We start from the raw sequence: 25,749 nt of genomic DNA on the forward strand, positions 1-25,749 counted from the left end.
ATTACGCTCTGCAGTTTAGCTTGGGCGTTATTTGTATGCGAATCAACATGCATTTTTTCTCCTTCCCTTCCAATCAAACACATTATCACCATTTTTTATAGAGTATAACGACTATTACTGTAAAAGTTTTCTTCCACTCTGGAAAAGCACAAGTTTTCTGCTTGAATAGTCTAATCTGAGCAGTAGTAAGTGCCTGTTCTATTGTATAATTATGATAGAGGTGAGGACATATGAATAAGAAGATTGGGCATCGAATCAAATATCATCGACTAAAGTCGAGGATGACACAAACAGAATTGTCAAATGGAGTTATTTCCGTTTCCTACTTATCAAAAATAGAAAATGGAGAAGTAGAGCCTCGTCAGGAAGTTGTCAGCTTGTTATCAAAAAAGCTAAAAATGGAAATAGAAACCGATGAACATAATGGGGTTGAATTTTATAAAGCCTGGTTTCGTCATTTATTGGTTGGAAACCGTGCGGAAGCAGTCAAAGGGTATCAATACATGAAAGAGAATTTAGATATTGCGGATACCTCCTATCGAAATTTAATCAATCTTCATAAATTAAGCTATTACATACTTATTAACAATAAAGCTGGAAAAGAAAAACAGTATAAATACTTACAAACTATATCGCATAGCTTCACAGAACTAGAAACCTATTATTGGTATAAATTTTCAGGTGATTACCATTTTTCCTTACTATCCTATAAAAAAGCATTATCCTTTTATCAGCATACAGAAGATTATTTGAAATATCCGATTTATTCATTGAAGGATGAAGAGAATGATCTGTACTATTTAATTGCATTGTCGGCTAGTAAACTGCGACAGACACATCATACATTTTCCTATGCCACTAAAGCGTTAGACTATTATCAAAAGATTTATAATCTAAAAAGATGTGCGGAATGTCATATTCTTTTAGGTATTTCTTATCGCAGGACATCTGAACTGGATAAGGCAAAGGAAAGCTATCAATTAGCAGCTACGATTGCGGAGCTTGCTCAGGAACATTCTTTATTTGCACTTTGTAATCAAAATTTAGGAAAGGTATATTCTCTGTTAAACAAATCAGAGGAAGCAATTGAATACTATTTGAAAAGCTATGAACTACATGCTGTTGAATCCATAAGTGATCAAATTGTTCCTGTATCGAGCTTGATGAAGGAATACTACCAAAAAGGAGAACGTGCAAACGCTGAAAGATGGTTGCAAGAAGGGCTTCGTTTATCGGAGAGCTTAACACCGATAGATTCCATTTATGTTTATGAATTTAAAGTGTACAGGCACTTGATTCATGGAATCGAAGATAAAGAATTTGTAAATTTGATTACAAAAAAAGTACTTCCTTTCTTTGATGAGATACCTTATGAGAAATATAAGTATTTAAAGGTTTTAGCAGATTACTATTTTGATAATCGAAAATATAAATTGGCTGCAAGCTATTATAATTATGCTAACAGTGTACTGAGTGGAGTTTACAAAGAAAGGGGGTGATGATGTTGAAGAAAGTATTTTTATTGCTTTCCTTAGCATTAATTTTTTCTTTTGCTTCAGACCTATGGCAACAACCTGCATCAATCGAGATGGCAATTGAAGAGGGAGTACCTCCGTTAAACGATAAAGAGCCTAAACCAAAGAGTGGTGAATAATACATAAAGCGAATATATCGTATTTAAATGTTCTATCTGTTACATAAGGGAGCTGTCCTATTGCTAGAACAGCTCCCATCGTTTAAAAAAATAGTTTGCACGGATACATTATCTATGGAAATAATCTACTAAACCATCTGTAATCGCTGTGGCAACTTGATTCTGGTAAGCTGCTGTTTGAACGATTGCTAGATCATTTGGATTTGAAATGAATCCAAGCTCAATTAAAACAGATGGAGCTGTTGTACCACGAAGTACACTGAAATCACGTTGCATGATACCGCGATTATCTAAGCTTACAGTAGAGGCTAGCGAAGATTGGATATTTTGCGCCAAGCCCCGGTCAGAACCATTGCCAAAATACGTAGTTACCCCATTTACCCCAATTGTAGGGAAAGAATCATAATGTAGGCTGACAAACGCATCTGTTTGATAGGAATTACTAATACTTGCACGATTATCGAGTGAAACGAAGTAATCACCATTACGAGTAACAATAACAGTTGCCCCAGCATTACGGAGTTCATCTGCTACTCTAACTGCTGTATCGGAAACAAGATCCTTTTCATAAATCCCATTAAGCGCAATTGCTCCAGGATCTTTTCCACCGTGACCAGGATCCAGTACGATAGTATAGCCTTCTAATGAATCTGATTGAGGTGTGTTATTATTCGTGTTATTGCTTGTATTGATCGGTTCGGATGATTGTTCGCTAGTTGACGAAGTGTTCGTTAACCATGCGGCAATCCATCCTGTGGAACCATTTGAAAATTTAATTTGATGCCAATCGCCGTTTGTTTCAACTATGTTGTATGTATCTCCTGCTGATGACGAGCCTATAACATTGTAATCCGTACCAGGACCTGAACGTAAACGAACACTATTTGCTGTTACAGTGATCGAATCCGTCGTTGTTACCGATTGTGTATTAGCTGAACTGCTTTGGCTAGTATTGGAAACTGGAATAAGATGGTGCTTTGCAACCCAAGCTACATGTCCACCGTAATAGGTTTGTACCCAACCGTATTTCTCCTGAAACGCCATTACTTTATTCCCTTTACTTAACACGCCAATGATTTCGCCATCAGAAGTAGGTTCACCTCGAACATTTAATACCGAAGAGTAAACCTCATAGGATTGACCTTCATTAGCATGTGTTAAACTGGGGACAAGAAGTGATCCCAATAACAGAAAGCCAATGCCGATGGATAATTGTCGTAAATACTTCATTTGCTCCTCCTTTTGTCGAAAATAATTTTCCATAGATTAATAATAATAGTTAATACTTTCCTTAACAAGGGAAATTTAAACATTTTTCAGCAAAAACCATGCTAAATAACTAGAATTCGAAAATATATCTTACTAGATTTTGTGTAAAGGGAGAGTAACTACCTAATCTTTAATTGATTACTAGGTACGTAGAATTAATAATTAGCCTGACCATAATTACTAGAAAATATACGTATTGCCAAATAAAAAAGCACGTTGAAACTGTTCAACGTGCTTCCTCTTTTATAAGTAATGATGCTGCCTTTAATGCGGGTTTATCCTGGAGAATTTCTCCGGGCTTACTTGCCTTTCCGATTACATAACCTTCAAATGACATTTTATAAAACTGACAAATGTAATTAAATTGCTGGACAAGTGGAAGTCCTTTTATTGTCGGTGTGTCGCCGCCAACCGCAATAAGGTAAACCTTTTTCTTTGATAACGCTTCTCGAAAATGTGGGTATGCAGGATCTCTTAATATTTGCGACCAGCGGTCAATAAACGTTTTCATCGGCCCGGACATACTATACCAGTATATTGGGGTAGCGAACACGATAATTTCATGAGCTAGCATCTGGTCAATGAGCCACTGATGATTATCCGTGTTTGGGTCAAAGCCTTTGGCATCATGGCGTTGATCGATAATAGAATTGACTGTATAATCACGTAAATAAATATGGGTTCCTTTTTCCTTTGGGACAGCTTGGTATGCCAAGAATTCTGTATTTCCATGAACACGGGTTGAACCGTGAAAGACGATTATCTCCATTACACATCCTCCTTGAAGGTAAAAGCTATCTGCATAAGTGCAACATTCCAATGGATAAGGATTTCAATGAACCCTTAAGTGAATGCCGAGTTTTCTAACGTCATTCAAAGTATATGAGTCAACTGTTAATAAGATGTTAGTTTTACAGAAGATATCCGGAAACATCTTGGCAATGAAAAAAGCGAGCTTCACCACGAAGCCCGCTACATAACTTTTAAGCAAAAAAACATTCATCTGACTTGATATAATAATCAGTCCCAAACCTCACTTGCGATAATAAGGCTTACGGAAAGACTTACACAAAAAGCGATAATTGCGATTAACATGAATAATGCCCCCTTTATTCATAAGAAAAATACTACATTCTGTTAAGTCTATTATAGTATATTTTACATTTAAAAAGAACGACATATTTCTGAACGATAGGAAGAGAGGGGCTGTTTTATACAGGAATACGTTTTTTCTGTTGGATTAAAAAGAAAAATACACCGATTAATACAACTGCGCCTCCAGCAACTTGCATGCCGTTAACACGTTCGCCCAATAACAGGACAGCTAATGCAGTGGCTCCAACAGGTTCACCTAGAATACTCATGGAAATGGTTGTTGTATTAACATAGTTTAGCAGCCAGTTGTTGATAACATGTGAAATAGTAGGGATAACAGCTAGCAATAGAAAAATCCCCCATTCACGTGACTCATACCCACTAAGCGAAATTCCAGCAATGAGATTATAGATTGTCAGTGTAATCGAAGCAAAAAGGAATACACAAAAACTATAAATCCAATGTGAAAGCTTTCTAACTACATTTTGCCCGATTAATAGATAACCAACCACAGCAATGACACTTAAGAATGACAGGATATCTCCAAGCACTGCTTCCCTGCTTAAGCCAAAATCACCCCAGCCAACCATGACTGCACCAATCACAGCAATTCCTACTGTTAGTAATGCGGGGATGGAGGTTCGTTCTTTGTAAATAAGGAATCCACCAATCAAAGCAACAATCGGCTGCAAGGTAAGGATAATAGTAGAGCTTGCCACAGTGGTAAGCTGTAACGATCCAAACCATAGAGCAAAATGTAATGCTAAAAACAGTCCTGAAAACATTAATAGAAAAATGTCTCGTTTGGAAATAAGCAGAAACTCTTTTCTTCTTTTCCATACAAATGGAAGCAATAAAATAGATGCAAACCACATACGATACATACTTGAAATCGTAGCGGGTGCATCAGACCATTTTACAAAAATGGCAGAAAAGGATATGGCTATAATCGATACGACTAATGGTATACCGATTTTTTTATTTGATTTTACTTCTTCTTGCAATTCTTACTCGCACTCCTTCGTTAAAACGTTATAAATGCTTTACTATTATAACATGGGAGGAATGTTTTAGCTTTAGCATATTAATCGGGAAGTATTGGAAGAGGCAGCCACTTGCATGGCTGCCTCCAAGAAAATTAAGCACGAAGCCATTTCAAAATCTCACCTGGCGTAGCATTTTTTCCATACATTAAAATACCTACTTTAAAGATTTTTCCAGCAAGCTTCATAAAGATCCAGACACTTGCCATAATGACAATGAGGGAGATAATAATCTCAATCCATGGCCATTGTTCAAGTGTAGATAGACGCATAACCAGCACGCCTGGTGCAGTAAACGGAATGTACGTACCAACTTGCGCAACGATACCACTTGGATCACTCAGAACAGGTCCCATAATAACAAGTGGTGCGAATGGCAGCATCATTACGAAGCCCTGGAAGTTCCCGGCAGTTGAAATATCAGACATCGTCGCACCGATTCCAACAAAGATGGATGCAAACATCAAATAGCTTAAAATAGCAATGAAAACAAGTAGAAGGGTTTCCGGAACGAGTAAATATTCGATAATTGGAATATCTAATTTCCAAACTGCGAATGGCAATAGAACAACGAAGAAAACTACTACTTGAATGATGCCCAAAACAAAATAGCCGACGATTTTCCCTTGCATTAGATCAGATGGCGTTAGAGAAGATAGAATGATTTCAGCAATTTTATCCTTCTTCTCCTGTGATGCACTTTGGAAGGTTGCCATACCCGTCATAATAACAGAAAACATAATAATACCAGCAAATATACCAGGCACCATACGCTCCATCGGATCAGCGCCAAGTCCAGCTTCTGCTTCTTCTGCATCCTCTTCACTTGCCGCTGCATCTTCCATTGTTATTTCTTCAAAAGTGATTCCTTGCAGCAGACTTGCTGTTTCTTCTTCTGTTAAACCAAACTGTTCAATTTTTAATGCTTGCAGCGGTGTTGTTAATACTTGTACTTGATTGATAAAGAACTGGTCAATCTCATCACTTGTATAAACAGGAACGACACCCGTTTCGATTGCTTGATCATTAATAAATAGGAATGCTGTATTTTCGCTAGCTTCTAAGATTGATTCCACATCTGCTTCATCAATATCTGTTTGCTCCATTTCCCAATTCAAGTCACTTTGATTGATCGTTTCCTCTAATGCTGGATAAATACCTGTTTGGTCATGAACATATACCGTTGTAGAACTAGGTTCCGCATCATCTGATCCACCAAACAAGCTTCCGATAAATCCAAAGGCAAGAATCAGGATTGGCGTTAAGAATAGCCCGATTAGAAAGGTCTTATTTTTCATATTTCGTTTAATTTCCCACTTCGCTACTTTCATCGTATTACGCATGAAGTTCACCTGCTTCCTGTAATAGATTTTTATCTGTTGCGATATCAATAAATATTTCATGAAGCGATATCCGGTCGATTGTTAGTTCTTGTATGACGAGCTGTTCTGGTAACTGCTTCAGCCAGCTGGCAGGGTGGATGTCACTTGCTAAATAGAGAATTGATTTGTCATCCTCTTGCTCAACACGCTGCACACCAAGTATACGGATTAAGTCATCGTAAGCATTTTTCCCGTGAATGGTACATTTAAAATTGGCATATTGGGTTTTTACGTCATCCATTGTTCCATAAATCACCTTCTGTCCTCGGTGAATCATAAAGAGACGATCCGCCATTTCTTCTACAAGATTCATTTGATGGGATGATAGTAAGATTGCAGTTCCTTTTTCCGCCAGGCTGCGAATTTCCTGCTTGAACAACTCTTGACTTACAGGATCGAGTCCGGAAAATGGTTCATCCAATATGAGCAGCTCTGGTTCATGAATAACAGATGCGATAAACTGCACCTTTTGCCCCATCCCTTTGGAAAGTTCTTCAACAGAAACCTTATCCTTACCTTCTAGGTCAAATTTTTTCAAATAGCTCAGTGCGCGCTCTTTTGCCTTGTCTAATGGGTAGTCTTTTAGCTCAGCTAAATAAAGCAGAATATCCATCACGTTGACATTTTTATAAAGCCCGCGTTCCTCTGGTAAATAGCCGATTTTATTGCGAGGAATATCTTTCCCATTGCTATTCTGAAAGTCAATCGTCCCAGCATCTGGATACATAATCCCCATAATATTGCGGATTGTAGTTGACTTCCCAGCTCCGTTTGGTCCAAGAATTGCCATGATTTCACCTTTACGAACATCGAAACTAATATCTTTAATAATTTGCTTGTCTTTAAAAGCCTTTCCTAAGTTCTTTACTGATAACATTGTTTCCATTGTTATTTATTCACCCTTTCTTTTTTAACTACATCATTTCGGACTAAAAACTCCTCGTCAAATTGAAGTGGAACACCTATCCCATCTTTTTCAGCATGGATGTGGAGATGCGGTTCAGATGTATTGCCGGAATTACCAATTTGCCCGATTGGATTACCTACTGTAAGTTGTTCACCTGCTTCCACTGTGATACTGCCTTCAAGTAGATGGACGATATACAATATAGCATCAGTCCCATCACATGCAATGGCAACATAATTTCCTTCTGGTTGATCAGGGTTTGATTCTGGTGGTATTAAATCTGGTGAATTATTTCTCGTTTCTACTACGCTTCCACTGCAAGCACTGTAAACTATATCACCGAAAATTTCGTATTTATCAAGTTCTTTAGGATAGATTCCGTTTGCTCTTGTACGAAATTGATTTAACTTCACAATATCAAGCGCATACTGTTGGGGCTCATAGGCATTGTGATAGTTTATCTGTGTCGTGCTGCCACCATGTGCAATATAATAAGACCCGTCCTTTAATGGAAAAGCAAGCTCGATGGGTTCATCCTCTGTGGAATAACCACTCACACTAGAAGTCGTATATAGACCAAAAATAAGTAATAATACGATATTAAATCCTCTTGAAAATTTTTGGCTCCTGTTAAGCTTCGTACGAAACGGAAGTGATTTGGTATTTTTCCAAGACAGATAAATAGCAGGAATTAATAAAAGCACCCATACAAACTTCAGGTATATTCCTACCCAATCCCATCGCCCTGAAAGAAATAGCCATGTAATAAATACAACGGTAAATAGTAACTGGATGATCCAATCAAGGCGGGTTGGATATTTTGTTTTCCATAAAGATAAAATAAAAGCGACGGGTAGGATAACCTGTATGACAAATACTTGGATAATAGCTAAAGTCATCGATTACACCTTCCTTTATCTAGTGGGTGACAGTAGCAACGTAATAATCTCTTCCAAATCAAGTGAAGATTGGTTCGTCCATTGTAAACCTTTTTCTTGTAAATAGTGTTCCGTTTCTTTTGGATGATTGGATACCACTTGAACACGGTCCCGAAAAACTTCACCAGGAATAGATGATTCAGTTAGTTCGCTGCGTAACCAATAACGCTTGTAGCGCTCTGTAAGTGCTTCTTTTTCAAAGTTCCCTATCATCTCCCCATTACGTAATACGAATAGATAGTCAGAAAGTTTCTTAATATCTTCAATTTGATGACTTGCAATTATAATGGAGCGTTCACCTTGGTCCATCCATTCTACTAAAATGTCCATAAGATGAGTTTTCGCTGGAATATCAAGGTATGCTGTCGGTTCATCCAAAAGTAATAAAGGAGTATTCCTTGGGATGGTCAATGCAAGTGTGAGTTTCTGCTGTGACCCTTGAGAAAGTTTGGAAAAGCGTTGATTCAAAGGAATAGCAAAATGTTCAACAATTCTTTGGAAAAGCTGTTCATCCCAATGTTCGTAAAGTGGGGCAATAAAACATTTTAAATTCTCTCCAGTAAAAGCGTCCCATCCGATCATTTTTTGTGATTGGTAGGAAACAAATGATTTCCATTGCTCTTCATCCCCAGAAACATTTTGATTAAATAAATTAATACTGCCACTGTCAGTGTTTGCTAGATTCATCATCAGCTTCATTAATGTACTTTTTCCAGAGCCATTATTGCCAACAAGTGATGTAATTGTTCCGGGTTCAATTGTTAAATTGATTGGTCCAAGATGAAAATTATCTATTTTCTTTTTTACCTGGGTTATCTCTACAAAAGGTTTCAACGTTTACTCTCCCTTCTTATAGCTCATGAGAATGTTATGGAAGATTTCTTCAATCTGCTCAATCGTATAGTTATAACTCATTGCTGTTTCTATAGATCTTTCAATTGTTTCATAGACAGAGTTTATCTTGACTTGCTGTTTCAAGGCGTCCTCAATGTCACATACAAATGTCCCTTTTCCTTGCTTCGTTTCAATAAATCCTTGATATTCTAAATTTTGATAGGCACGTCGAATCGTAATCACACTTATTTCAAGATCCTTTGCAAGTCCCCGAATAGATGGAAGTGCTGTACCTGCTTGAATATGCCCACTAGCGATTAATGCCTTTAACTGATGTTCGATCTGATGGTATATAGGTTCACGTGATTCGTTGGAAAGATGAATCGGCAGCTGCAAAGCACACACCCCTTTCTAAAAGACATTAGCTTAAAGATAATCAAGCTTTTCCATCGTTTTTTTCAATGAACGTGGCCAATAAAAGAAACCACATGCAGCAAGGAGGATGGATACAATAGCTGATAGGAGCGGAAGTTCTTGCGCAATTCGAATCGTCCATTCCACAAAACCTACATCTAACACTGCATGAAATAGCGTTAAGATTGCTGCTCCAAGAAGTATAAAAAAGAGACTAGATCCTAATAATGTTTTCCAATTGATAATATCTCCTCCATCACTTGTAGGTAAGACGAATCCAATATATATACTAATTGCTAGCCATATAATAACGAAAGCAAGATAGGCACTAAACCCCATGTTTCGGACTTCCGGTGTCAGTATGTACAAGCATAGTAGTAAGGTGAGCTGAAACGGAAAAGAATAAAAAGAGTGAAAGATAAACCGGCTCTTCACAATGACATTTTTTCTGATTGGCAGCTGTTGAAGCATAATAAAGGAAGGAGATGCCCAGATCTCTCCGCTAATTTTCTGTACATGGGATTCTTTTGGTTTTATCCAAGCCGGGAAAAGAAGAAAGATAACGATGAACAAAATATCCCCTACAATTGTTGTACCCCCTTCAAAGATAGGGAGGAATGCAAATACGATTACGATATATAGCAAACAAAGTGTATAGGTAAAGACAGCGTGCTTTGAAAAGTTCTTCCATTCCGTCCCAGCTAACCAGAAAGCTTGTTTCCATTCTTTCATAACAAATACCTCCTAACTGTTATACTGTGTATATCTATATGAACAGTATATGACCTAGAAACATTTCTGTCAATAATAATTCTAGTTAAAAGAGAAGGTGGGAATAGCCTGGCTAAAGCATTAGTATGGGGATATCTGGATTTCTTCAATCTGAATAGCTATAGAAACCAACCTCGTTCACAATTTAGTCACAACTTTGTTTCTGAATTGTGAACACATTCACAAACTTGTTTTCATCTTGAAAAATTCTGTTATGATATAAGTGTAGTAAGGAAACACCTTTACAATATATTGTGAAATGATGAACAAGCAAACAAATCAAAATAAGAATATAAAAGGAGATGGATGGAATGATTATGAATTTTATTCGTAACAGTAAAGTAGCTGCAGGTATTTGGACTTTCTTAAGAATTTATATTGGTTACCAATGGATGACAGCAGGTTATGGAAAAATTACTGGTGGACAGTTTGATGCAAGTGGATTTATTCAAGGAGCAATTGCAAACTCTACTGGTGAAGGAGCAACTGTTCAAGCGTGGTGGGGAACATTTCTTGAAGCTGTCGCATTGCCACAGGCTGAATTGTTTACGTACGCGGTTATGTGGGGAGAGCTGTTAGTAGGTATCGCACTTATCCTAGGAATTTTTACAAACTTTGCAGCTTTAATGGGAATTACAATGAACTTTGCGTTCCTTTTCAGTGGAACAGTAAGCACCAATGCACAAATGGTAGTAATCACTGTATTCCTTCTGGCTGCTGGTTATAATGCAGGCAGATATGGTTTAGATAGATGGATTCTACCATACTTGAAACAAACAATCCAAAGCAAAAAGCATAAAGTAGACAAAGAAGTTGCTGTTGCATCTTAAAAGTGAAAAAAACGCCTTACAAGGGAGCCACCCTTGTAAGGCGTTTTATTTTTTATAATTGAAATAAATCCAGCCATCTCAGAAAATAACCATCATATTGAACTTGAACCATCAGGCCAAACCCAATCCACTTCCACTAACAAACAATCGCTATTTCAAAATAGAATCCCTTTACGAAACTCATACCAATCTCAACAATAGGACTTTCGATTTTCGTATCTAAACTTAGCTAGTACAAATATAGGATTCTTGCCCAAATATGTTTAACTACCTCTCAGATTGTGAAACATTAGTAATATAACCTTAAAAAAGGAGAGGACATAATGAAACGTTGGGCAATAATCGCTTTCGCATTAATCTTAGCTGCAGTACTAACGGCTTGTGGAAATACGGAGGATGAGACAGATACAGGAAATGAAAATGATGCACCTGCTGAGGACGATGCGACCAATGAAGATGGTGCAGAAGATCCAAATGCAACGGCGGAGGAAGAGGTCTTGGTTTCCTTAAAAAACGCAGAAGGTGAGGTAGTTGGAACAGCAACGCTAACTCCTGCGGATACGGGAGTAGACATCAAATTAGAAGGGGAAAACTTACCACCCGGAACAAAAGGCTTCCATATTCATGAGGTTGGACAATGTGAGCCCCCGGATTTCGAATCTGCAGGTTCCCATTATAATCCGGCAGATGCTGAGCATGGATTTGACCATACAGATGGTCCGCATGCAGGTGATTTAGAAAATATTGAAGTGGCTGATGATGGTACAGTAACAGCTGAAGTAACGGCTGATATGCTTACATTGGACAAAGATGGTGAAAATACATTATACACAGAGGAAGGAACAGCATTGGTCATTCACTCTGAAGCAGATGACTACACGTCCCAACCTGCTGGTGATGCGGGAGATCGTATCGCATGTGGCGTGATTGGTGAGTAAGTAAACCCTTGAATTTGGTCCGATTTTGTGTATAATCGAAAGTAATTGCATAGGAAAAAGGTTTTCTAGGGTTCCGTAGCAACCGCTAGTCTGGTCCGAGAGAAAACCCACAGTAGTAAACTGTGTCACGGAAGGATAAAAGCCTGGGAGAAACTGTATTAACAGTCGCTCTTAGGCTTCTTTTGTTTTTTTTGGACAGAATAAGCGTACATGTTAACCGCAGTGGTTGCCATTTTTGATGAAGGGCGGTTTTCTTAGCAAAAATAAAGGTGGAGGTGCTGTTTTAATGAATTCGAACTGGGTGAAGGTTTTTATTGCAGCTTTCTTTGAAGTGTTTTGGGTGATTGGGTTGAAGCATGCATATGATTTTTGGACATGGGTCGGTACAGCAATTGCTATTTTTGTTAGTTTTTATTTAATGATAATGGCTGGACGAAAGCTGCCCGTTGGAACGGTTTATGCCGTATTTGTTGGACTCGGGACGGCCGGTACGGTGTTCTCTGAAATACTATTCTTTGGAGAACCGTTTGAATGGAGCAAAATACTTCTAATTTTACTCTTATTAGCAGGTGTGATTGGCTTGAAATTAGTCACGGATGAAAAGGTTCAGGAAGGGGAGGCTTCTTAATGGCATGGGGAGCTTTAGTTTTAGCAGGATTATTTGAAATGTTTGGGGTCGCAATGATTAATAAATTACATCAAGACCGAAGTTGGCAAGCCCTTGCCTTATTATTTGGCGGATTTGGGGCAAGTTTTATATTCCTTTCTTATGCAATGGAAACATTGCCGATGGGGACTGCCTATGCCGTATGGACAGGAATCGGTGCTTCGGGCGGTGCAATACTTGGCATGATCTTGTACGGGGAGTCAAAAGACTGGAGACGAATATTATTTATAGCAATGGTTCTAGGAGCAGCGGTTGGCTTGAAATTAGTCTCTTAATGCGTTAGGGATAGATATTAGAAATGAAAGAGGTCGGGTTGTAACTGACCATGATAAGTAAAAAAATGGTTCCAATCATCTGCAGTTGATGGCTGGGGCCATTTTACTTTTTAGCTTACTCTGGTTTTATTTCAACATCCATATATAAACAGCTATTTCCCTGGTTTTATATGAATGCAGGCCATTAAAGTCTTTTAGCTAGCAAGCACAAGGATCTTGTCTCATGAAAAACTTCGTAACTCGAATTGTTTACATGTTAATTTTATATGGACTCCTGTATAATAGAATGTTAGCAAAGAAGAAAGGAAGGCGTTTATGCGTCCGAAATTTAATATAAAATCAGCAGAAACTCGTGAGAGAATATGGACACGTGATTTTGTGTTTATTTGTGCAGCGAACTTTTTTGTGTTTTTAGGCTTTCAAATGACACTTCCAACGCTCCCGTTATTTGTAAAAGAGTTAGGTGGCAGTGATCAGTTAGTCGGAATAGTTGTAGGGATTTTTACATTTTCTGCATTGATTTTTCGCCCGTATGCAGGTCATGCCCTCGAATCAAAAGGAAGAGGATTTGTCTACATGATTGGATTAGCAATCTTCGTTCTATCTGTTGGTGCTTATGCTTTTATTGCCAGTATTGTGCTGCTGTTTGTCATCCGAGTCGTACAAGGAATTGGCTGGGGACTATCAACAACGGCCGGAGGAACGATTGCGACCGATATAATCCCACCTGATCGTCGAGGGGAAGGGATGGGTTATTTTGGATTATCCGGTAACCTGGCACTTGCATTCGGTCCAGCTCTCGGATTAACGTTAGTAGGGATTATCTCCTTTTCAGAGCTTTTTCTTATTTGCGCTGCACTTGGATTCATCGCGTTTATTATTGCTTCCCGTATACATTATAAAAAAGTTGACCAATCTGAGCATAAAACCGCTACAGTTGCGTTTGATATTTTTGAAAAAACAGCACTACAGCCATCCGTCTTATTATTTTTTATTACCGCGACATTTGGGGGAATCGCGACATTTCTTCCAATTTATGCGATTGAACAAAACGTAGAGGGAATTCAACTTTATTTTCTTGTCTATGCTATCTTTTTAATGATATCTCGGACGTTTTCAGGACAAATCTATGATCGAAAAGGGCATCTATATGTATTTTTACCAGGGACAATACTTATATTTATAGCAATGCTCTTGTTAGCATGGCTCCCTAGTACGACCGCTTTACTGATTGCTGCTGGATTATATGGTCTAGGATTTGGCAGCGTGCAGCCAGCATTGCAAGCCTGGTCAGTTGAAAAGGCACCTAATCACCGAAAAGGAATGGCGAATGCAACCTTCTATTCTTTTTTTGATTTAGGAATCGGGATTGGAGCCATTGCCTTTGGTCAGTTTGCATATTTCTTAGGTTATGGATCCATTTACATCGCTTCAGCTGTATCGGTACTGCTGTCCATGCTGTTATACATTTACTTATATATGAAAGCAAAAAGACGGGTTTAAGAAAACACGCCCGATTGTACGCCATAGAGTACTTCTATGCGTAATATTTACTTTGAGGTCTGTTGAATGCCAGGTTCTGCGTGGATTGATTAGGATAATTTCACAATTACAGCTCCCTCGTTTACAATAAACCTAAAGAAATTTTATACTGGATTTTTTGAACATCCTATAGAAGGTAGGTTACTCATATTTTGAAAAAAATAAGTGATATTAATATCCAAAAATTATTTCCGTCAACCATTTATAAGCGCGGAAAAGATTATTATAAACAAAATAAAGTGAGCGATCTTTTATATGATATCAATTACCAAGTTTGGACGGCCACAGTTCATGGTTCAGAGGATTACTTTGTAGAAATCAATATGAAGGATTATACAAATGGATCGATTGATACGTATTGCGATTGTCCTGCTTTTGAAACCTTTGGCACGTGTAAACATATTGCAGCTACCTTAATGCAAATTGCGAATAAGGAGCAGGCTATTCCAAATGCTCCATCCAAGCCAAACTATCAGCTGACAAATAAGTTTATACAGGCATTACGTACGCTGCCACAGCAAAATGCACAGCCAGAGATTTTACCAAATAAACTACCGATGCATGTAGAATACCATTGCAGCTGGGGATTCGACCAACAATTACAAATCGAATTACGAACAGGCGAGAAACATTGCTATGTTGTTAAAGATGCTTACCAATTTCTCGTTAACATATTACAAGGAAACGAATACTACTTTACAAAAAAATTCATCTTCCATCCTGATACGCATTATTTTCTGCAAAAGGATTTGGAGCTATTTGAAATGCTCTTTGCGATTAAACGGAATGAGGAAATGTATCAGGGATATAGCAGATTTCATTACGAAGGTAATAGTGGTGATAAACGCTATATTGCAATTCCCCCACTTACAGCAAAGGAGCTGCTTGAAAAGCTTTCGGAAAGAGATTTCACAGTAGAAACACAGCAGAAAAGCTTTCAGCATATCGGAGTGGAGAAGGATACGCTGCCGTTTCGCTTTTCACTAACGAAAAGTAATCAAAATGACCTGCTAATGAAGATGTCAGACGCAACAGATGCAATGTATTTTCCTTATTATGAAATGATATTCCATGAAGGGGTCTTTTATTATCCAACGAAAGACCAGGTACAGGTTCTTGAAGAAGTTACAAAGTTCGGCATGGACGAATTACAATTACCGATTCCAAAGGAACAAGCTGACGTCTTTTTATCAGAAGTACTTCCATCATTAAAAAAGATTGGTGGGGTAGAGGTATCAGAGTCAATCACAGAAGAGATAATTCAAGTACCTTTACGTGCAAAATTGTATTTGGAAGTAAAAGGCGATTGGATTATTGGAAAGTTGGAATACCATTATGGTGATCAGTTGATTGATCCATTTAATGGGCGAAAGGATAATGATCGACTTATTATTCGTGAGGTGGAAAAGGAACAGCAAATTATGCAGCTGATTGAGCAAGCTAACTTCCATTATAATGGGAAAGAGCTCTATATTGAAGCGGATGAGGAAGAGCTGTATGACTTTCTGTATTATATCCTGCCACGATTAGATAAAGAAGTGGAACTGTTTTTTACATCAGAAATTCGAGGAATGATTATTGAAAACGAACTCAGTCCGAGTACGAGTGTACGTCTAGAAGGTACATCGAACCTATTAGAAATTGGCTTTGATATTAATGGGGTTAATGATTCCGAAATCAACCAAATTTTAAATGCAGTAATCGAGAAAAAACGCTATTATCGTTTAGGAAGTGGTGAATTACTGTCACTAGAAGGAGAAGAATTTACTTCTATAAAACGTTTATTTGACGAGATGCAAATTCATAAAAATGACTTGCTGAATGGGCACGTCCAGATGCCGGTATACCGAGGAACACAGCTAGATGAGCTAATCGATACGAAAAAGAACTACGATCCATCCTTTCGACATTTGCTGCATCAGTTGAAGTCTCCAGAAGAACAAGTATACGAGCTGCCAGAACAGCTGCAAGCGTCTTTAAGAAATTATCAGATGACTGGTTTCAGGTGGTTTAAGTCCTTGAGCAACTATCACCTCGGTGGAATCTTAGCAGACGATATGGGACTTGGAAAAACCTTACAAAGCATTGCGTATATCGCGTCAGAGAAAGAGCAGAAAGGTGCTGAACCAAATCTGATTATAGCTCCTTCCTCGGTCGTTTATAACTGGAAGAATGAATTTGAGAAATTTGCTCCACATTTGTCTGTCGTTGTACTTACAGGAAGCCCAGAGGAACGACAACAATTGATTGAGGCTTCAACAGGTACCGATGTTTGGATTACTTCCTATGCAACGTTAAGGCAAGACATTGAAATTTATCGGGAATTTTCATTTCAATCCATGATCTTGGATGAAGCGCAATATATTAAAAACTATGCAACGAAAACCTCACAAGCCATTCGGGAAATAAAAGCTGCACGTCGATTTGCGTTAAGTGGAACACCGATTGAGAATTCAATCGATGAGCTATGGGCTATTTTCCAAGTTGTTTTGCCAGGACTTATGCCAAATCAACGGAGTTTTAAGCAGTTATCGAACGAAAAAATTGCAATGATTACACGGCCATTTATATTGCGAAGACTGAAAAAGGATGTGCTGAAAGAGCTGCCAGATAAGATTGAATCTGTTCATGTCTCGGAGCTGACAAAGGAACAAAAGGATTTATATGTCGGTTATCTAAGACAGGTACAGCAGGAAGCAGCACAATCAATGAAGGAAAGTGCTTTCCAACAAAACAGGATGAAAATTCTTGCTGGATTAACCCGTCTTCGTCAGCTTTGCTGTCACCCTTCGTTATTCATTGAAAATTATGAAGGCTACTCTGGGAAGCTGGAACAATTGATGGATACCGTGAAAACAGCGATTGAAAGTGGAAAACGTATGCTGATTTTTTCCCAATTTACAAGCATGCATGAGATTATTAAAGAACGACTAGAAAAAGAAGGGTTTGGCTATTTTTATCTTCATGGGCAAACCCCTGCAAAAGATCGCGTTGAGATGAGTGAACGATTTAATAATGGCGAGAATAGTATTTTCCTTATTTCTCTGAAAGCTGGTGGGACAGGGTTAAACTTGACTGGAGCTGATACGGTCATTTTATACGACTTATGGTGGAATCCTGCTGTAGAGGATCAAGCAACCGGACGTGCACACCGATTTGGTCAAAAAAATGTCGTGCAAGTCATTCGTCTTGTAACAGAAGGAACGATCGAGGAAAAAATTTATGATCTGCAGCAGAAAAAGCGTGAGCTGATTGACCAAGTTATTCAGCCTGGAGAAACAATGCTTTCTAGCTTGAGTGAGGATGATATTCGCCAGTTGTTAAGCTTATAGGTGATTGGTGGCAGTAGGGAAATCACATAACTTTCCCTACTGCCTTATTTTGTTTGGGCGAGGTCTCGGAATATGTTTGCTTTGTTGTAAATCAGGGAACGATATAGATAAACTTACGAAAGGATGTACAAGTCTATGTCACGAAAAATTCTCGCATATTTCGACTCAGAGAATGATGCAGAATCGGCAAAAGCAACCCTCCAAACGCTGAAAGTTCGTCATGTTATCGTGGATAAGCTTCCAGATACGGATGAAAAAGTAACTTATATACCATTTACTCCGACAGGACAATCTCAGGGAGCGATTGGCACAATTGGCTTAAAAAATCATAATAGTGAAGAGAATGAAGGGCAAGTAACACATTTACTTGAGGCCCAAGTAGAAGAGGAGGATTTCGAAAAGGCAATGCAATATCTAATGGATAATAATGGGTACGAAATAGAGGGATAAAGCTGCAGCAGAGCTTAACAATGCTAACCCTGCTGCAATCATTAATTATTAAGTGAAAATAATTTTCGTGGCCTTCCTTTTAAATAAGGACGTTCTTCTCCAGATACTTTTATGACATTACCAGATAGCAGCTTATTGACAGTTCTTTCAGCACTGCGTTTTGTAACTTTATAATACGCAGCAATGTCGTTTGAAGAGAAAGGTTCATTATTTCTATCCGTTATAAAATCAATGAAATTATAGGAAAGTTCATTGTTCAATCGAGCTTTATGAATCAAGGCATGAAATAATTGAGATGTATCGATATCTCTGCGAATGCCAATCGGACCAATTGTATCCTTTCTTTCATTGACAATATAACAGAGGCTATGATTTTCATTTTTACATTTTTCTAATGCTAAACGTGCATGCGCTTCAGCTTCACTTGCTGATAGACCGAGACCAAATCCAATGTCGATTGGGATATTCAACTCTGCTTCAAACTCACGAAGAAGAGGGAAATCTCGATAATGATTTTGTAAATGATCAATCAACTTTTTGGTTCCTACTACCACAAATTGATGATCGTCTTTTATCGTGAGCAGTGAATCGGTTCGTTCAGCAAATCGAACCAAAAGACTTTGCATTTTGGTAGTTAACGCTTTCAATTCTTGTTCCTCATGTTGATCTTGATTTTTCATGCGGATATATCCAGCTACGAGAAGAGCACTCTTGTGTTGGTTCAGTTCGGTAAGGGATTTTGCAGATTGAATGGCATGTAATAAATTTATCTCTGGTATAATCATGCAACTGCCTGGAATATCAGCTTCTCTTAGTTGTACCTCTACTTCTTTGCTTGATGTAAGTACATAATCAATTTTACCTTCATCCCAGAGTTTTTGATGAAATCTTGTAATTTGTTGAATATCAGTGGATTCATCTGCCCCATAGCTATAATGATAAATCTGTTTATTATCAAAGCTAAGTTCTTTTGCGACCTCCTCAACATGCTGTCCGTTAAGTACATCGATGGAAATACGATCGAGTTCTTGATTGTAATCGTTTCTTAAACGATAGAAAGAGGTGAGTATCATATACTCATCAAAAGCAACCTGTACAGCTGGCAATCGTTTCTTTTTTATTTTTTCTCTGGCATACAAATAGGATGTTGCTTCCGTAAATAAATAAATATCACACATGAAAGCCCTTTCAATTAATTCGGGGGTTTCACTTGAATGTGTGTATATAAACGGAAGGATATCCAAATTTTCATCATGTTTTGCTAGTGTATGTACACGCTTTATCGTTTCTTCAATTCCAAAAACTGCAATTTTAACTTTCATGTCGTACACTCCGTTCCTTACTGTTTTTTAGATAATGACCCATTCGTTACATAGTTCATTAAATACCTACCGACTTCTGCTATGAAATGTTGTGCTATACCATTATTTTCCCATCCCTCTGTTAATACAGCAACCTCTAACTTCCTTCCAGTTGATTCCATAATCGCTACATCATGCTCTACTCCAGGCAATTCTCCGGTTTTATGATAAATATTCAGCTTACAATTATTCATTTGATATGCTGCTAATTTATTGTTGAATTGCTGATTTTTAAGTAACCTTCGAACTTCTTGCCGCAAATTTTTGCTATAGGGACCGTTATCGCTGGAAAAAAGCTTAAGTAAGTGAACGATATCTGCTGCAGTAGTAATATTCTCGTTGCCGCTTGCTTGTGCTTCTTGATCCATAAATTTACGTTTAATTATTGTATCCTGACAGCCGAGCTTTTTAATAGAATGATTGATACGGTCGATACCGATCATATCAAGTAATATGTTGGAAGCAGTGTTATCGGAAACGATAATCATAAGCTCCAATAGATTCTGGTAACTATACGTGTTGTGTTTTGTTAAATAGTTAATGACACCTGCACCTTCTACCATCGCCTCAGGTTTAATAGAAATGAGTTGTTCCCTTTGGATGCGACCAGCTTCAATCTGCTGCAATACCTCAGCAAGAATAAATAGCTTAACAACACTCGCAGCTTTTCTTGGCGTATTTGCATTAAATTGAATAGTACCTTCTGCGCTGTGAACAACAATTGATATTTTATCAAGGTTGATAGGAGATATAGAAAGTAAAGCTTTTTTTAATTCGAATAAATTCATTACTTTCTTCCACCTTACTATAATTACAGCAGTATTAGTTTAAGTTATATCATATTGAATTTTCATAATATTGTCAAGAAGACTCGTTAATTTGCAAGAAGACAAGATATGTGACAAGAGCTTTAATTGTTCGTCTGTTTTCTCCATACTTTTTAAACATGTATTCTGGACGAAAACTATACTAATGTCCTACTGAAAACGTTAACAATTGATAGATGTATAAAACTTAACGTGTATATGTAACTAGAACGTAGTAACTATAAAAATTATCAAATTATAATGAAATTTTTTCATATATCATTGTAAATTTTAGAATAATAGGGTAATATATTGGAAGATAGCTTTATGTTAAAATATATTTACATATATTTACAAAGCTATTACAAAGAAACAGGGGGTTAAATACATGAAATTGTCTAAAAAGTCATTATTATTGTTGGTTTTTGGACTGCTGCTTAGTGTTCTAGTAGCATGTGCAAGTGAGCCAGATGAAAATGATTCCGCTAACGAAGGAACAGATGAAGGTACAGAAGATGCTGCTCCTGCAGGAGAACAAGATCTAATGATTGCAACTCTATCGGATGCTGTATCCTTAGATCCAGCTGGTTCAAACGATACTCCTTCAAGTAACGTTCAAGCGAATATCTTTGAATCATTAACAAAACAGGACGAAAATATGGAAGTACAACCAAGCCTAGCTGAAAGCTGGGAACAAGTTGAAGATACAGTATGGGAATTTAAATTACGTGAAGGTGTAAAATTCCACGATGGTACAGACTTTAACGCAGAAGCAGTTAAGGCAAGTATTGAACGTATATTAGATCCAGAAGTTGCATCGCCACGTCTATTTCTATATGAAATGATTACAGATATTGAAGTAGTAGATGACTATACAATTCGCTTTACAACAGAATACCCATTCTCACCACTGCCAGCTCACTTAGCACATAACGGTGGAGGTATCATTTCACCAGCTGTCATTGAAGAAGACTACGCTGCAATAGAAGCTGGAGAGGATCCAGGAAGTGTTATTAACGAAAAACCATATGGTACAGGATTCTTTAAATTTGAAGAATGGCAACCAGGAACACAAATTACACTCGTTAAGAATGATGATTATTGGGGAGAGCAAGCTTTGCTTGACTCTGTAACATTTAAAGTTGTTGGAGAAGGCTTAACTCGTGTTGCTGAATTAGAAACAGGTACATCACATATTGCTGACCCAATCAGTCCGAACGATGTTGCTCAGATTGAAGGGATGGACGGTGCAAGTCCAGCAAAACAAGCAAGTGTGAGCTTATCTTACATTGGATTTAATATGGAAAAAGAGCCATTTAATGATCCGTTAGTTCGTCAAGCAATCAACTTGGCTGTTGATAAAGAGCAAATCATTACAGGTATTTATGATGGAAATGGTGTACCAGCAGTTGGGCCATTAGCACCAGGAGTACTTGGATATGATGAAAATGCTCCAGGACTTGAATATGATCCAGATCGCGCTAGAGAACTCTTAGCTGAAGCAGGCTATGAAGATGGATTCTCTACAACACTTTGGACAAATGATAGTCCAGAACGTATGGATACAGCAACAAACCTACAAGCACAGCTTGCTGATTTTGGTATTAAAGTAGAAATTGAAGTCCTTGAGTGGGGCGCATATCTTGAGCAGACTGCACAAGGCGAGCATGATATGTTCATCCTTGGCTGGTCAACAGTAACAGGGGATGCAGACTATGGATTATATCCATTGTTCCACTCTGACAATGTTGGAGAACCTGGAAACCGTACATTCTTAAAAGATGATGAGTTAGATGCATTGTTAGAAGAAGCTCGTCAAGAGGCAGAGCCTGACGCTCGTCTTGAGTTATACAGTGAAATTCAAACAAAGTTAACTGATCTTGCACCAATGCTTTATATTCATCACCAAGAATTCTTGTTAGGTGTTAGTGATAAGGTTCAAGGATTAACACAGTTACCAACTGGAATCTTGCAATTACATGAGGTATCTATTCAAGAATAATAAACGCTTTGCATTCACGGAGTTATCCGAGTTTGATAAGCGATTCGAAAAGCCCGCTAAGTATCTTAGGGGCTTTTCGCTTTGGCTTAGAAGAGGATAGGGATTTGGAAGCTGTGACCTGTTACAGTGGTATCAAAAAAAGCGCTCATTACAATAATGAGCGCTTTTTTTGATACTGATTAAACTGTAGTAGGTTGGTGCTTCCCGGATTTAATGTCTTCCATATAGTGACATGCTGCCATATGTCCGTCTAACATTCCGTCTGCTTTACGAAGCTCTGGTGTTTCGGTTCGACATAGGTCAGTTGCAAATGGACAACGAGTATGGAATCTGCAACCTTTTGGTGGATCAATTGGTGAAGGTACATCACCTTTTAAGATGATCCGCTCTTTTTTCTTATCCATATCTGTACTAGGGATTGCAGAGAGCAAAGCCGTAGTATATGGATGCATTGTATTATCAAATAGTGATTTTTTATCAGCAATCTCAACGATTTTCCCTAGGTACATTACGATAATTCGATCTGAGATATGTCGTACAACCCCTAAATCATGTGAGATAAATAGATACGTTAATTTGAATTCACGTTGCAGCTTTTTCAATAGATTAATAACCTGTGCTTGGATAGAAACATCTAACGCTGATACAGCTTCATCTGCGATGATTAGCTGTGGATTAACGGAGAGAGCCCGAGCAATTCCGATCCGCTGACGTTGACCACCACTGAATTCATGAGGGAGTCTATCTGCTTGGTGTGGTCCTAGACCAACCGTTTCCATCAATTCAATTACACGATCATTCCGTTCGTTTTTTGGTACGGAGTTTTGAATCTCCATCGCTTCTGTCAGAATTTGGCGTACCGTATGACGCGGGTTAATCGATGCGTATGGATCTTGGAAAATGATCTGCATATTTTTACGATTTTTATTCATTTCTCGTTTGTTGTATGCAAGCAGATTTTTCCCATCGAATTCAACTTCACCAGATGTTGGTTCATCAAGGCGTAAAATGGCTCTTCCTGTTGTAGATTTCCCGCAGCCTGATTCTCCTACGATACTTAATGTTTCTCCTTCATAAACTGTAAAGGATACACCGTCTACAGCTTTTACATGATTTACGGTACGTCCTAAAATCCCGCCTTTAATTGGGAAATATTGTTTTAAATCAGTAACTTTCAGTAGTTCTTTCTGTTTCTGCATGAACATTCACCTCCGGATCGCCATCCCATTCATCTGAATAGATCCAGCAACGAATTTGGTTCCCTTCCTCATCTGTGACGAGGTCAGGTAATTTTTCTCTGCACATTTCTGTCGCGAATGGACAGCGTGGAGCAAAACGGCAGCCTTTAGGCATCTCCGCAGGGCTAGGTACAGATCCTCTTATTACAGCTAAATCACCTTCAATATCTTGGTCATGCTGTGGAATAGATTTCATTAAGCCAACTGTATACGGATGCTTAGGAGCCTTGAATAATGTTTTTGTATCGGTATACTCAACAACCTTTCCGCAATACATAACAGCAACATAATCACATGTTTCTGCTACGACACCAAGGTCATGTGTAATTAATAGTACACCCATACCGAGTCGTTCTTGCAAGTCTTTAATTAAATCAAGAATTTGCGCTTGGATTGTTACATCAAGTGCTGTTGTTGGTTCATCAGCTATGAGTAGTTCTGGATTACAGGCAAGCGCCATTGCAATCATAACACGCTGTCTCATTCCCCCTGAAAGCTCGTGTGGATACTGATTGACACGCTTTTCCGGGGAAGGAATTCCAACTAATTTCAGCATTTCAACGGAACGCTGTTTTGCTTGTTTTTTATTTAAACCTTGATGGATTTTATAAGCTTCACTAATCTGTTGGCCAACTGTAAACGTTGGATTTAACGAAGTCATTGGCTCCTGGAATATCATTGATATTTCATTACCGCGTATTTTGCGCATATTAGCTTCGCTTTTATCAAGTAAGTTTTCTCCTTTAAACTTGATTTCACCACCAACTATTTTTCCAGGCTCTTTAAGCAGGCGAAGAATGGAAAGGGAGGTGATACTTTTACCTGATCCTGACTCCCCAACGACACCGAGAATCTTCCCTTTTGGGATTGCAAAAGAAACACCGTCAACTGCTTTAACCTCTAAATCTTTAGTGAAGAAGGAAGTCTGTAAATCTTTGATTTCCAATATATTCTCATAGGAATTTGGTGCACTTGTCATATAAGAAGCTCCTTTCTGACAATAGAATGTTCAAAATGTTCTATTTGAACAAATGATAGCAATCAGTCTAGATCAATTCGTTTATTTAAATATCGATACGTAATGTCAACTGCTAAGTTAACGAAGATGAATAATAGAGCAACGACTAAGATGGTTCCTTGGACTACTGGGAAGTCACGTGCTCGAATAGAATCGATGATTAGTTTTCCCATACCGTTTACGGCAAATACACTCTCTGTAAGTACAGCTCCACCTAACAGACCTCCGAATTGAAGACCAACTACGGTAACAACAGGTATCAATGCATTTTTAAGTGCATGGCGATAAATAACAACTCGTTCCTTAACACCTTTTGCTCTTGCAGTACGAATATAGTCTTGGTCAATTACATCGAGCATACTCGAACGTGTCATTCTTGCAATAATGGCTGCGCTACCCGTACCCAGAGTTAGAACTGGTAATACGACCTGTGCGAAGCTTCCCCAACCAGATGGCTTAAACCAACTGGTGTCACTAAAGAATGGAACCCAGCTAGGAAGATCAATACCGATGGCAAACCATTGGATAAGCATAAGTCCGAGCCAGAAGTTCGGCATGGATAGTCCAAAAAGTGCAAGAATCATAAGAGATGTATCAGCTAGAGAGTATCGCTTCGTGGCTGATATGACACCGACGATAAGCCCGATAAATACGGCAACAACTGTACTGTAAATCGCAAGTTCTACCGTAACCCAAAATCGTGCTCCAATTTCAGCTGTTACATCTCGTCCACTACGCATGGAGTTTCCAAGATCACCTTGAACAGCATCCTTTACATAATTAAAATACTGAACCGGTAATGGATCATTTAGACCCAATCTTTCTCTAATATTTTCAACCTGTTCCTTTGGTGCGCTTTCACCTGCCATAATTTGAGCAGGATCCCCTGGTACTAAGTGCATCATACTAAATACTAGAATTGAAACCCCGATTAAAACGGGAATAGTTTGAATAATTCTTCGGATAATAAACTTAAACAAGAT

General features: G+C 38.2%; 24 protein-coding genes and 1 riboswitch. Of the genes, 10 read left to right on the plus strand and 14 right to left on the minus strand.

The annotated features are described in order from the left end of the window. Positions 1–230: 230 nt before the first annotated feature. On the plus strand, positions 231–1,499 hold the full coding sequence (locus NYE61_RS16085; protein WP_095307678.1) for a helix-turn-helix transcriptional regulator: 1,269 nt from the start codon (positions 231–233) through the stop codon (positions 1,497–1,499). 5 nt (positions 1,500–1,504) lie between these two features. Continuing rightward, positions 1,505–1,654, plus strand: a complete 150-nt coding sequence (locus NYE61_RS16090) for a hypothetical protein (protein ID WP_251660192.1) — start codon at positions 1,505–1,507, stop codon at positions 1,652–1,654. Positions 1,655–1,762: 108 nt separating this feature from the next. On the opposite strand, the gene NYE61_RS16095 is transcribed toward NYE61_RS16090, so the two are convergent. From NYE61_RS16095 to NYE61_RS16135, 9 genes are all read right to left on the minus strand, one after another. Further along, positions 1,763–2,884 (minus strand): N-acetylmuramoyl-L-alanine amidase, encoded by a 1,122-nt coding sequence (locus NYE61_RS16095; protein WP_303448396.1) that lies wholly within the window; start codon positions 2,882–2,884, stop codon positions 1,763–1,765. Between the two features lie 265 nt (positions 2,885–3,149). Then, the gene (locus tag NYE61_RS16100) at positions 3,150–3,692 is read right to left on the minus strand and encodes a flavodoxin family protein (RefSeq protein ID WP_303448395.1); all 543 of its coding nucleotides are present in this window, start codon (positions 3,690–3,692) and stop codon (positions 3,150–3,152) included. A gap of 442 nt (positions 3,693–4,134) precedes the next feature. Further along, the gene (locus tag NYE61_RS16105) at positions 4,135–5,022 is read right to left on the minus strand and encodes a DMT family transporter (RefSeq protein ID WP_303448394.1); all 888 of its coding nucleotides are present in this window, start codon (positions 5,020–5,022) and stop codon (positions 4,135–4,137) included. Between the two features lie 134 nt (positions 5,023–5,156). Then, positions 5,157–6,404, minus strand: a complete 1,248-nt coding sequence (locus tag NYE61_RS16110) for an ABC transporter permease (RefSeq protein ID WP_303448393.1) — start codon at positions 6,402–6,404, stop codon at positions 5,157–5,159. Beyond that, positions 6,397–7,329: an ATP-binding cassette domain-containing protein gene (locus NYE61_RS16115; RefSeq protein WP_303448392.1), complete on the minus strand. Its 933-nt coding sequence runs from the start codon at positions 7,327–7,329 to the stop codon at positions 6,397–6,399. The genes NYE61_RS16110 and NYE61_RS16115 overlap by 8 nt, the downstream gene beginning before the upstream one ends. Positions 7,330–7,331: 2 nt before the next feature. Then, complete coding sequence (locus tag NYE61_RS16120; RefSeq protein WP_303448391.1) at positions 7,332–8,249, minus strand: M23 family metallopeptidase; 918 nt, start codon at positions 8,247–8,249, stop codon at positions 7,332–7,334. A 15-nt stretch (positions 8,250–8,264) separates the two neighbouring features. Next, positions 8,265–9,122: an ABC transporter ATP-binding protein gene (locus NYE61_RS16125; RefSeq protein WP_095307686.1), complete on the minus strand. Its 858-nt coding sequence runs from the start codon at positions 9,120–9,122 to the stop codon at positions 8,265–8,267. A 3-nt stretch (positions 9,123–9,125) separates the two neighbouring features. After that, a complete protein-coding gene (locus NYE61_RS16130) occupies positions 9,126–9,527 on the minus strand; it encodes a GntR family transcriptional regulator (RefSeq protein WP_338045032.1) in 402 nt (133 codons plus the stop codon). Between the two features lie 21 nt (positions 9,528–9,548). Beyond that, on the minus strand, positions 9,549–10,268 hold the full coding sequence (locus NYE61_RS16135; protein WP_303448390.1) for a hypothetical protein: 720 nt from the start codon (positions 10,266–10,268) through the stop codon (positions 9,549–9,551). Between the two features lie 350 nt (positions 10,269–10,618). Here NYE61_RS16135 and NYE61_RS16140 point away from each other — a divergent pair, with 350 nt between their 5' ends. The 7 genes from NYE61_RS16140 (at position 10,619) to NYE61_RS16170 (ending at position 18,341) form a co-directional block, all read left to right on the plus strand. Then, positions 10,619–11,137 (plus strand): DoxX family protein, encoded by a 519-nt coding sequence (locus NYE61_RS16140; RefSeq protein ID WP_095307690.1) that lies wholly within the window; start codon positions 10,619–10,621, stop codon positions 11,135–11,137. 323 nt (positions 11,138–11,460) lie between these two features. Continuing rightward, positions 11,461–12,075 carry a superoxide dismutase family protein gene (locus NYE61_RS16145; RefSeq protein ID WP_251660194.1) on the plus strand — a complete coding sequence of 205 codons (615 nt, stop codon included), beginning with the start codon at positions 11,461–11,463 and terminating at the stop codon, positions 12,073–12,075. A 54-nt stretch (positions 12,076–12,129) separates the two neighbouring features. Continuing rightward, a riboswitch (guanidine-I (ykkC/yxkD leader) is annotated at positions 12,130–12,227 on the plus strand. 134 nt (positions 12,228–12,361) lie between these two features. Then, positions 12,362–12,703 carry a multidrug efflux SMR transporter gene (locus NYE61_RS16150; protein ID WP_095307726.1) on the plus strand — a complete coding sequence of 114 codons (342 nt, stop codon included), beginning with the start codon at positions 12,362–12,364 and terminating at the stop codon, positions 12,701–12,703. Beyond that, positions 12,703–13,017, plus strand: a complete 315-nt coding sequence (locus NYE61_RS16155; protein WP_095307692.1) for a multidrug efflux SMR transporter — start codon at positions 12,703–12,705, stop codon at positions 13,015–13,017. Before NYE61_RS16150 ends, NYE61_RS16155 begins: the two co-directional genes overlap by 1 nt. A gap of 315 nt (positions 13,018–13,332) precedes the next feature. Beyond that, positions 13,333–14,520, plus strand: a complete 1,188-nt coding sequence (locus tag NYE61_RS16160) for an MFS transporter (RefSeq protein WP_095307693.1) — start codon at positions 13,333–13,335, stop codon at positions 14,518–14,520. A 191-nt stretch (positions 14,521–14,711) separates the two neighbouring features. Continuing rightward, the gene (locus NYE61_RS16165) at positions 14,712–17,891 is read left to right on the plus strand and encodes a DEAD/DEAH box helicase (RefSeq protein ID WP_303448389.1); all 3,180 of its coding nucleotides are present in this window, start codon (positions 14,712–14,714) and stop codon (positions 17,889–17,891) included. Positions 17,892–18,026: 135 nt separating this feature from the next. Beyond that, positions 18,027–18,341: a hypothetical protein gene (locus NYE61_RS16170; protein ID WP_095307695.1), complete on the plus strand. Its 315-nt coding sequence runs from the start codon at positions 18,027–18,029 to the stop codon at positions 18,339–18,341. A gap of 41 nt (positions 18,342–18,382) precedes the next feature. On the opposite strand, the gene NYE61_RS16175 is transcribed toward NYE61_RS16170, so the two are convergent. Both NYE61_RS16175 and NYE61_RS16180 read right to left on the minus strand, forming a co-directional pair. Continuing rightward, entirely contained in the window at positions 18,383–19,663 is a 1,281-nt protein-coding gene (locus NYE61_RS16175; protein WP_095307696.1) for a hypothetical protein, read from the minus strand. Positions 19,664–19,680: 17 nt separating this feature from the next. Beyond that, positions 19,681–20,490 (minus strand): serine hydrolase, encoded by an 810-nt coding sequence (locus NYE61_RS16180; protein WP_095307698.1) that lies wholly within the window; start codon positions 20,488–20,490, stop codon positions 19,681–19,683. Positions 20,491–20,896: 406 nt separating this feature from the next. Between NYE61_RS16180 and NYE61_RS16185 the strand changes: the two genes are divergently transcribed. Next, complete coding sequence (locus NYE61_RS16185; protein WP_095307699.1) at positions 20,897–22,510, plus strand: glutathione ABC transporter substrate-binding protein; 1,614 nt, start codon at positions 20,897–20,899, stop codon at positions 22,508–22,510. Positions 22,511–22,689: 179 nt separating this feature from the next. On the opposite strand, the gene NYE61_RS16190 is transcribed toward NYE61_RS16185, so the two are convergent. The 3 genes from NYE61_RS16190 to NYE61_RS16200 all read right to left on the minus strand — a co-directional run bounded on the left by NYE61_RS16190 (position 22,690) and on the right by NYE61_RS16200 (position 25,746). Continuing rightward, the gene (locus NYE61_RS16190) at positions 22,690–23,709 is read right to left on the minus strand and encodes a dipeptide ABC transporter ATP-binding protein (RefSeq protein ID WP_095307700.1); all 1,020 of its coding nucleotides are present in this window, start codon (positions 23,707–23,709) and stop codon (positions 22,690–22,692) included. Continuing rightward, complete coding sequence (locus tag NYE61_RS16195) at positions 23,675–24,727, minus strand: ABC transporter ATP-binding protein (protein ID WP_095307701.1); 1,053 nt, start codon at positions 24,725–24,727, stop codon at positions 23,675–23,677. The genes NYE61_RS16190 and NYE61_RS16195 overlap by 35 nt, the downstream gene beginning before the upstream one ends. Before the next feature lie 62 nt (positions 24,728–24,789). Then, entirely contained in the window at positions 24,790–25,746 is a 957-nt protein-coding gene (locus NYE61_RS16200) for an ABC transporter permease (protein WP_095307702.1), read from the minus strand. Positions 25,747–25,749: the final 3 nt, after the last annotated feature.

It is taken from the genome of Oceanobacillus sp. FSL W7-1304, from assembly GCF_037969805.1.
Lineage (GTDB): Bacteria > Bacillota > Bacilli > Bacillales > Amphibacillaceae > Oceanobacillus > Oceanobacillus profundus.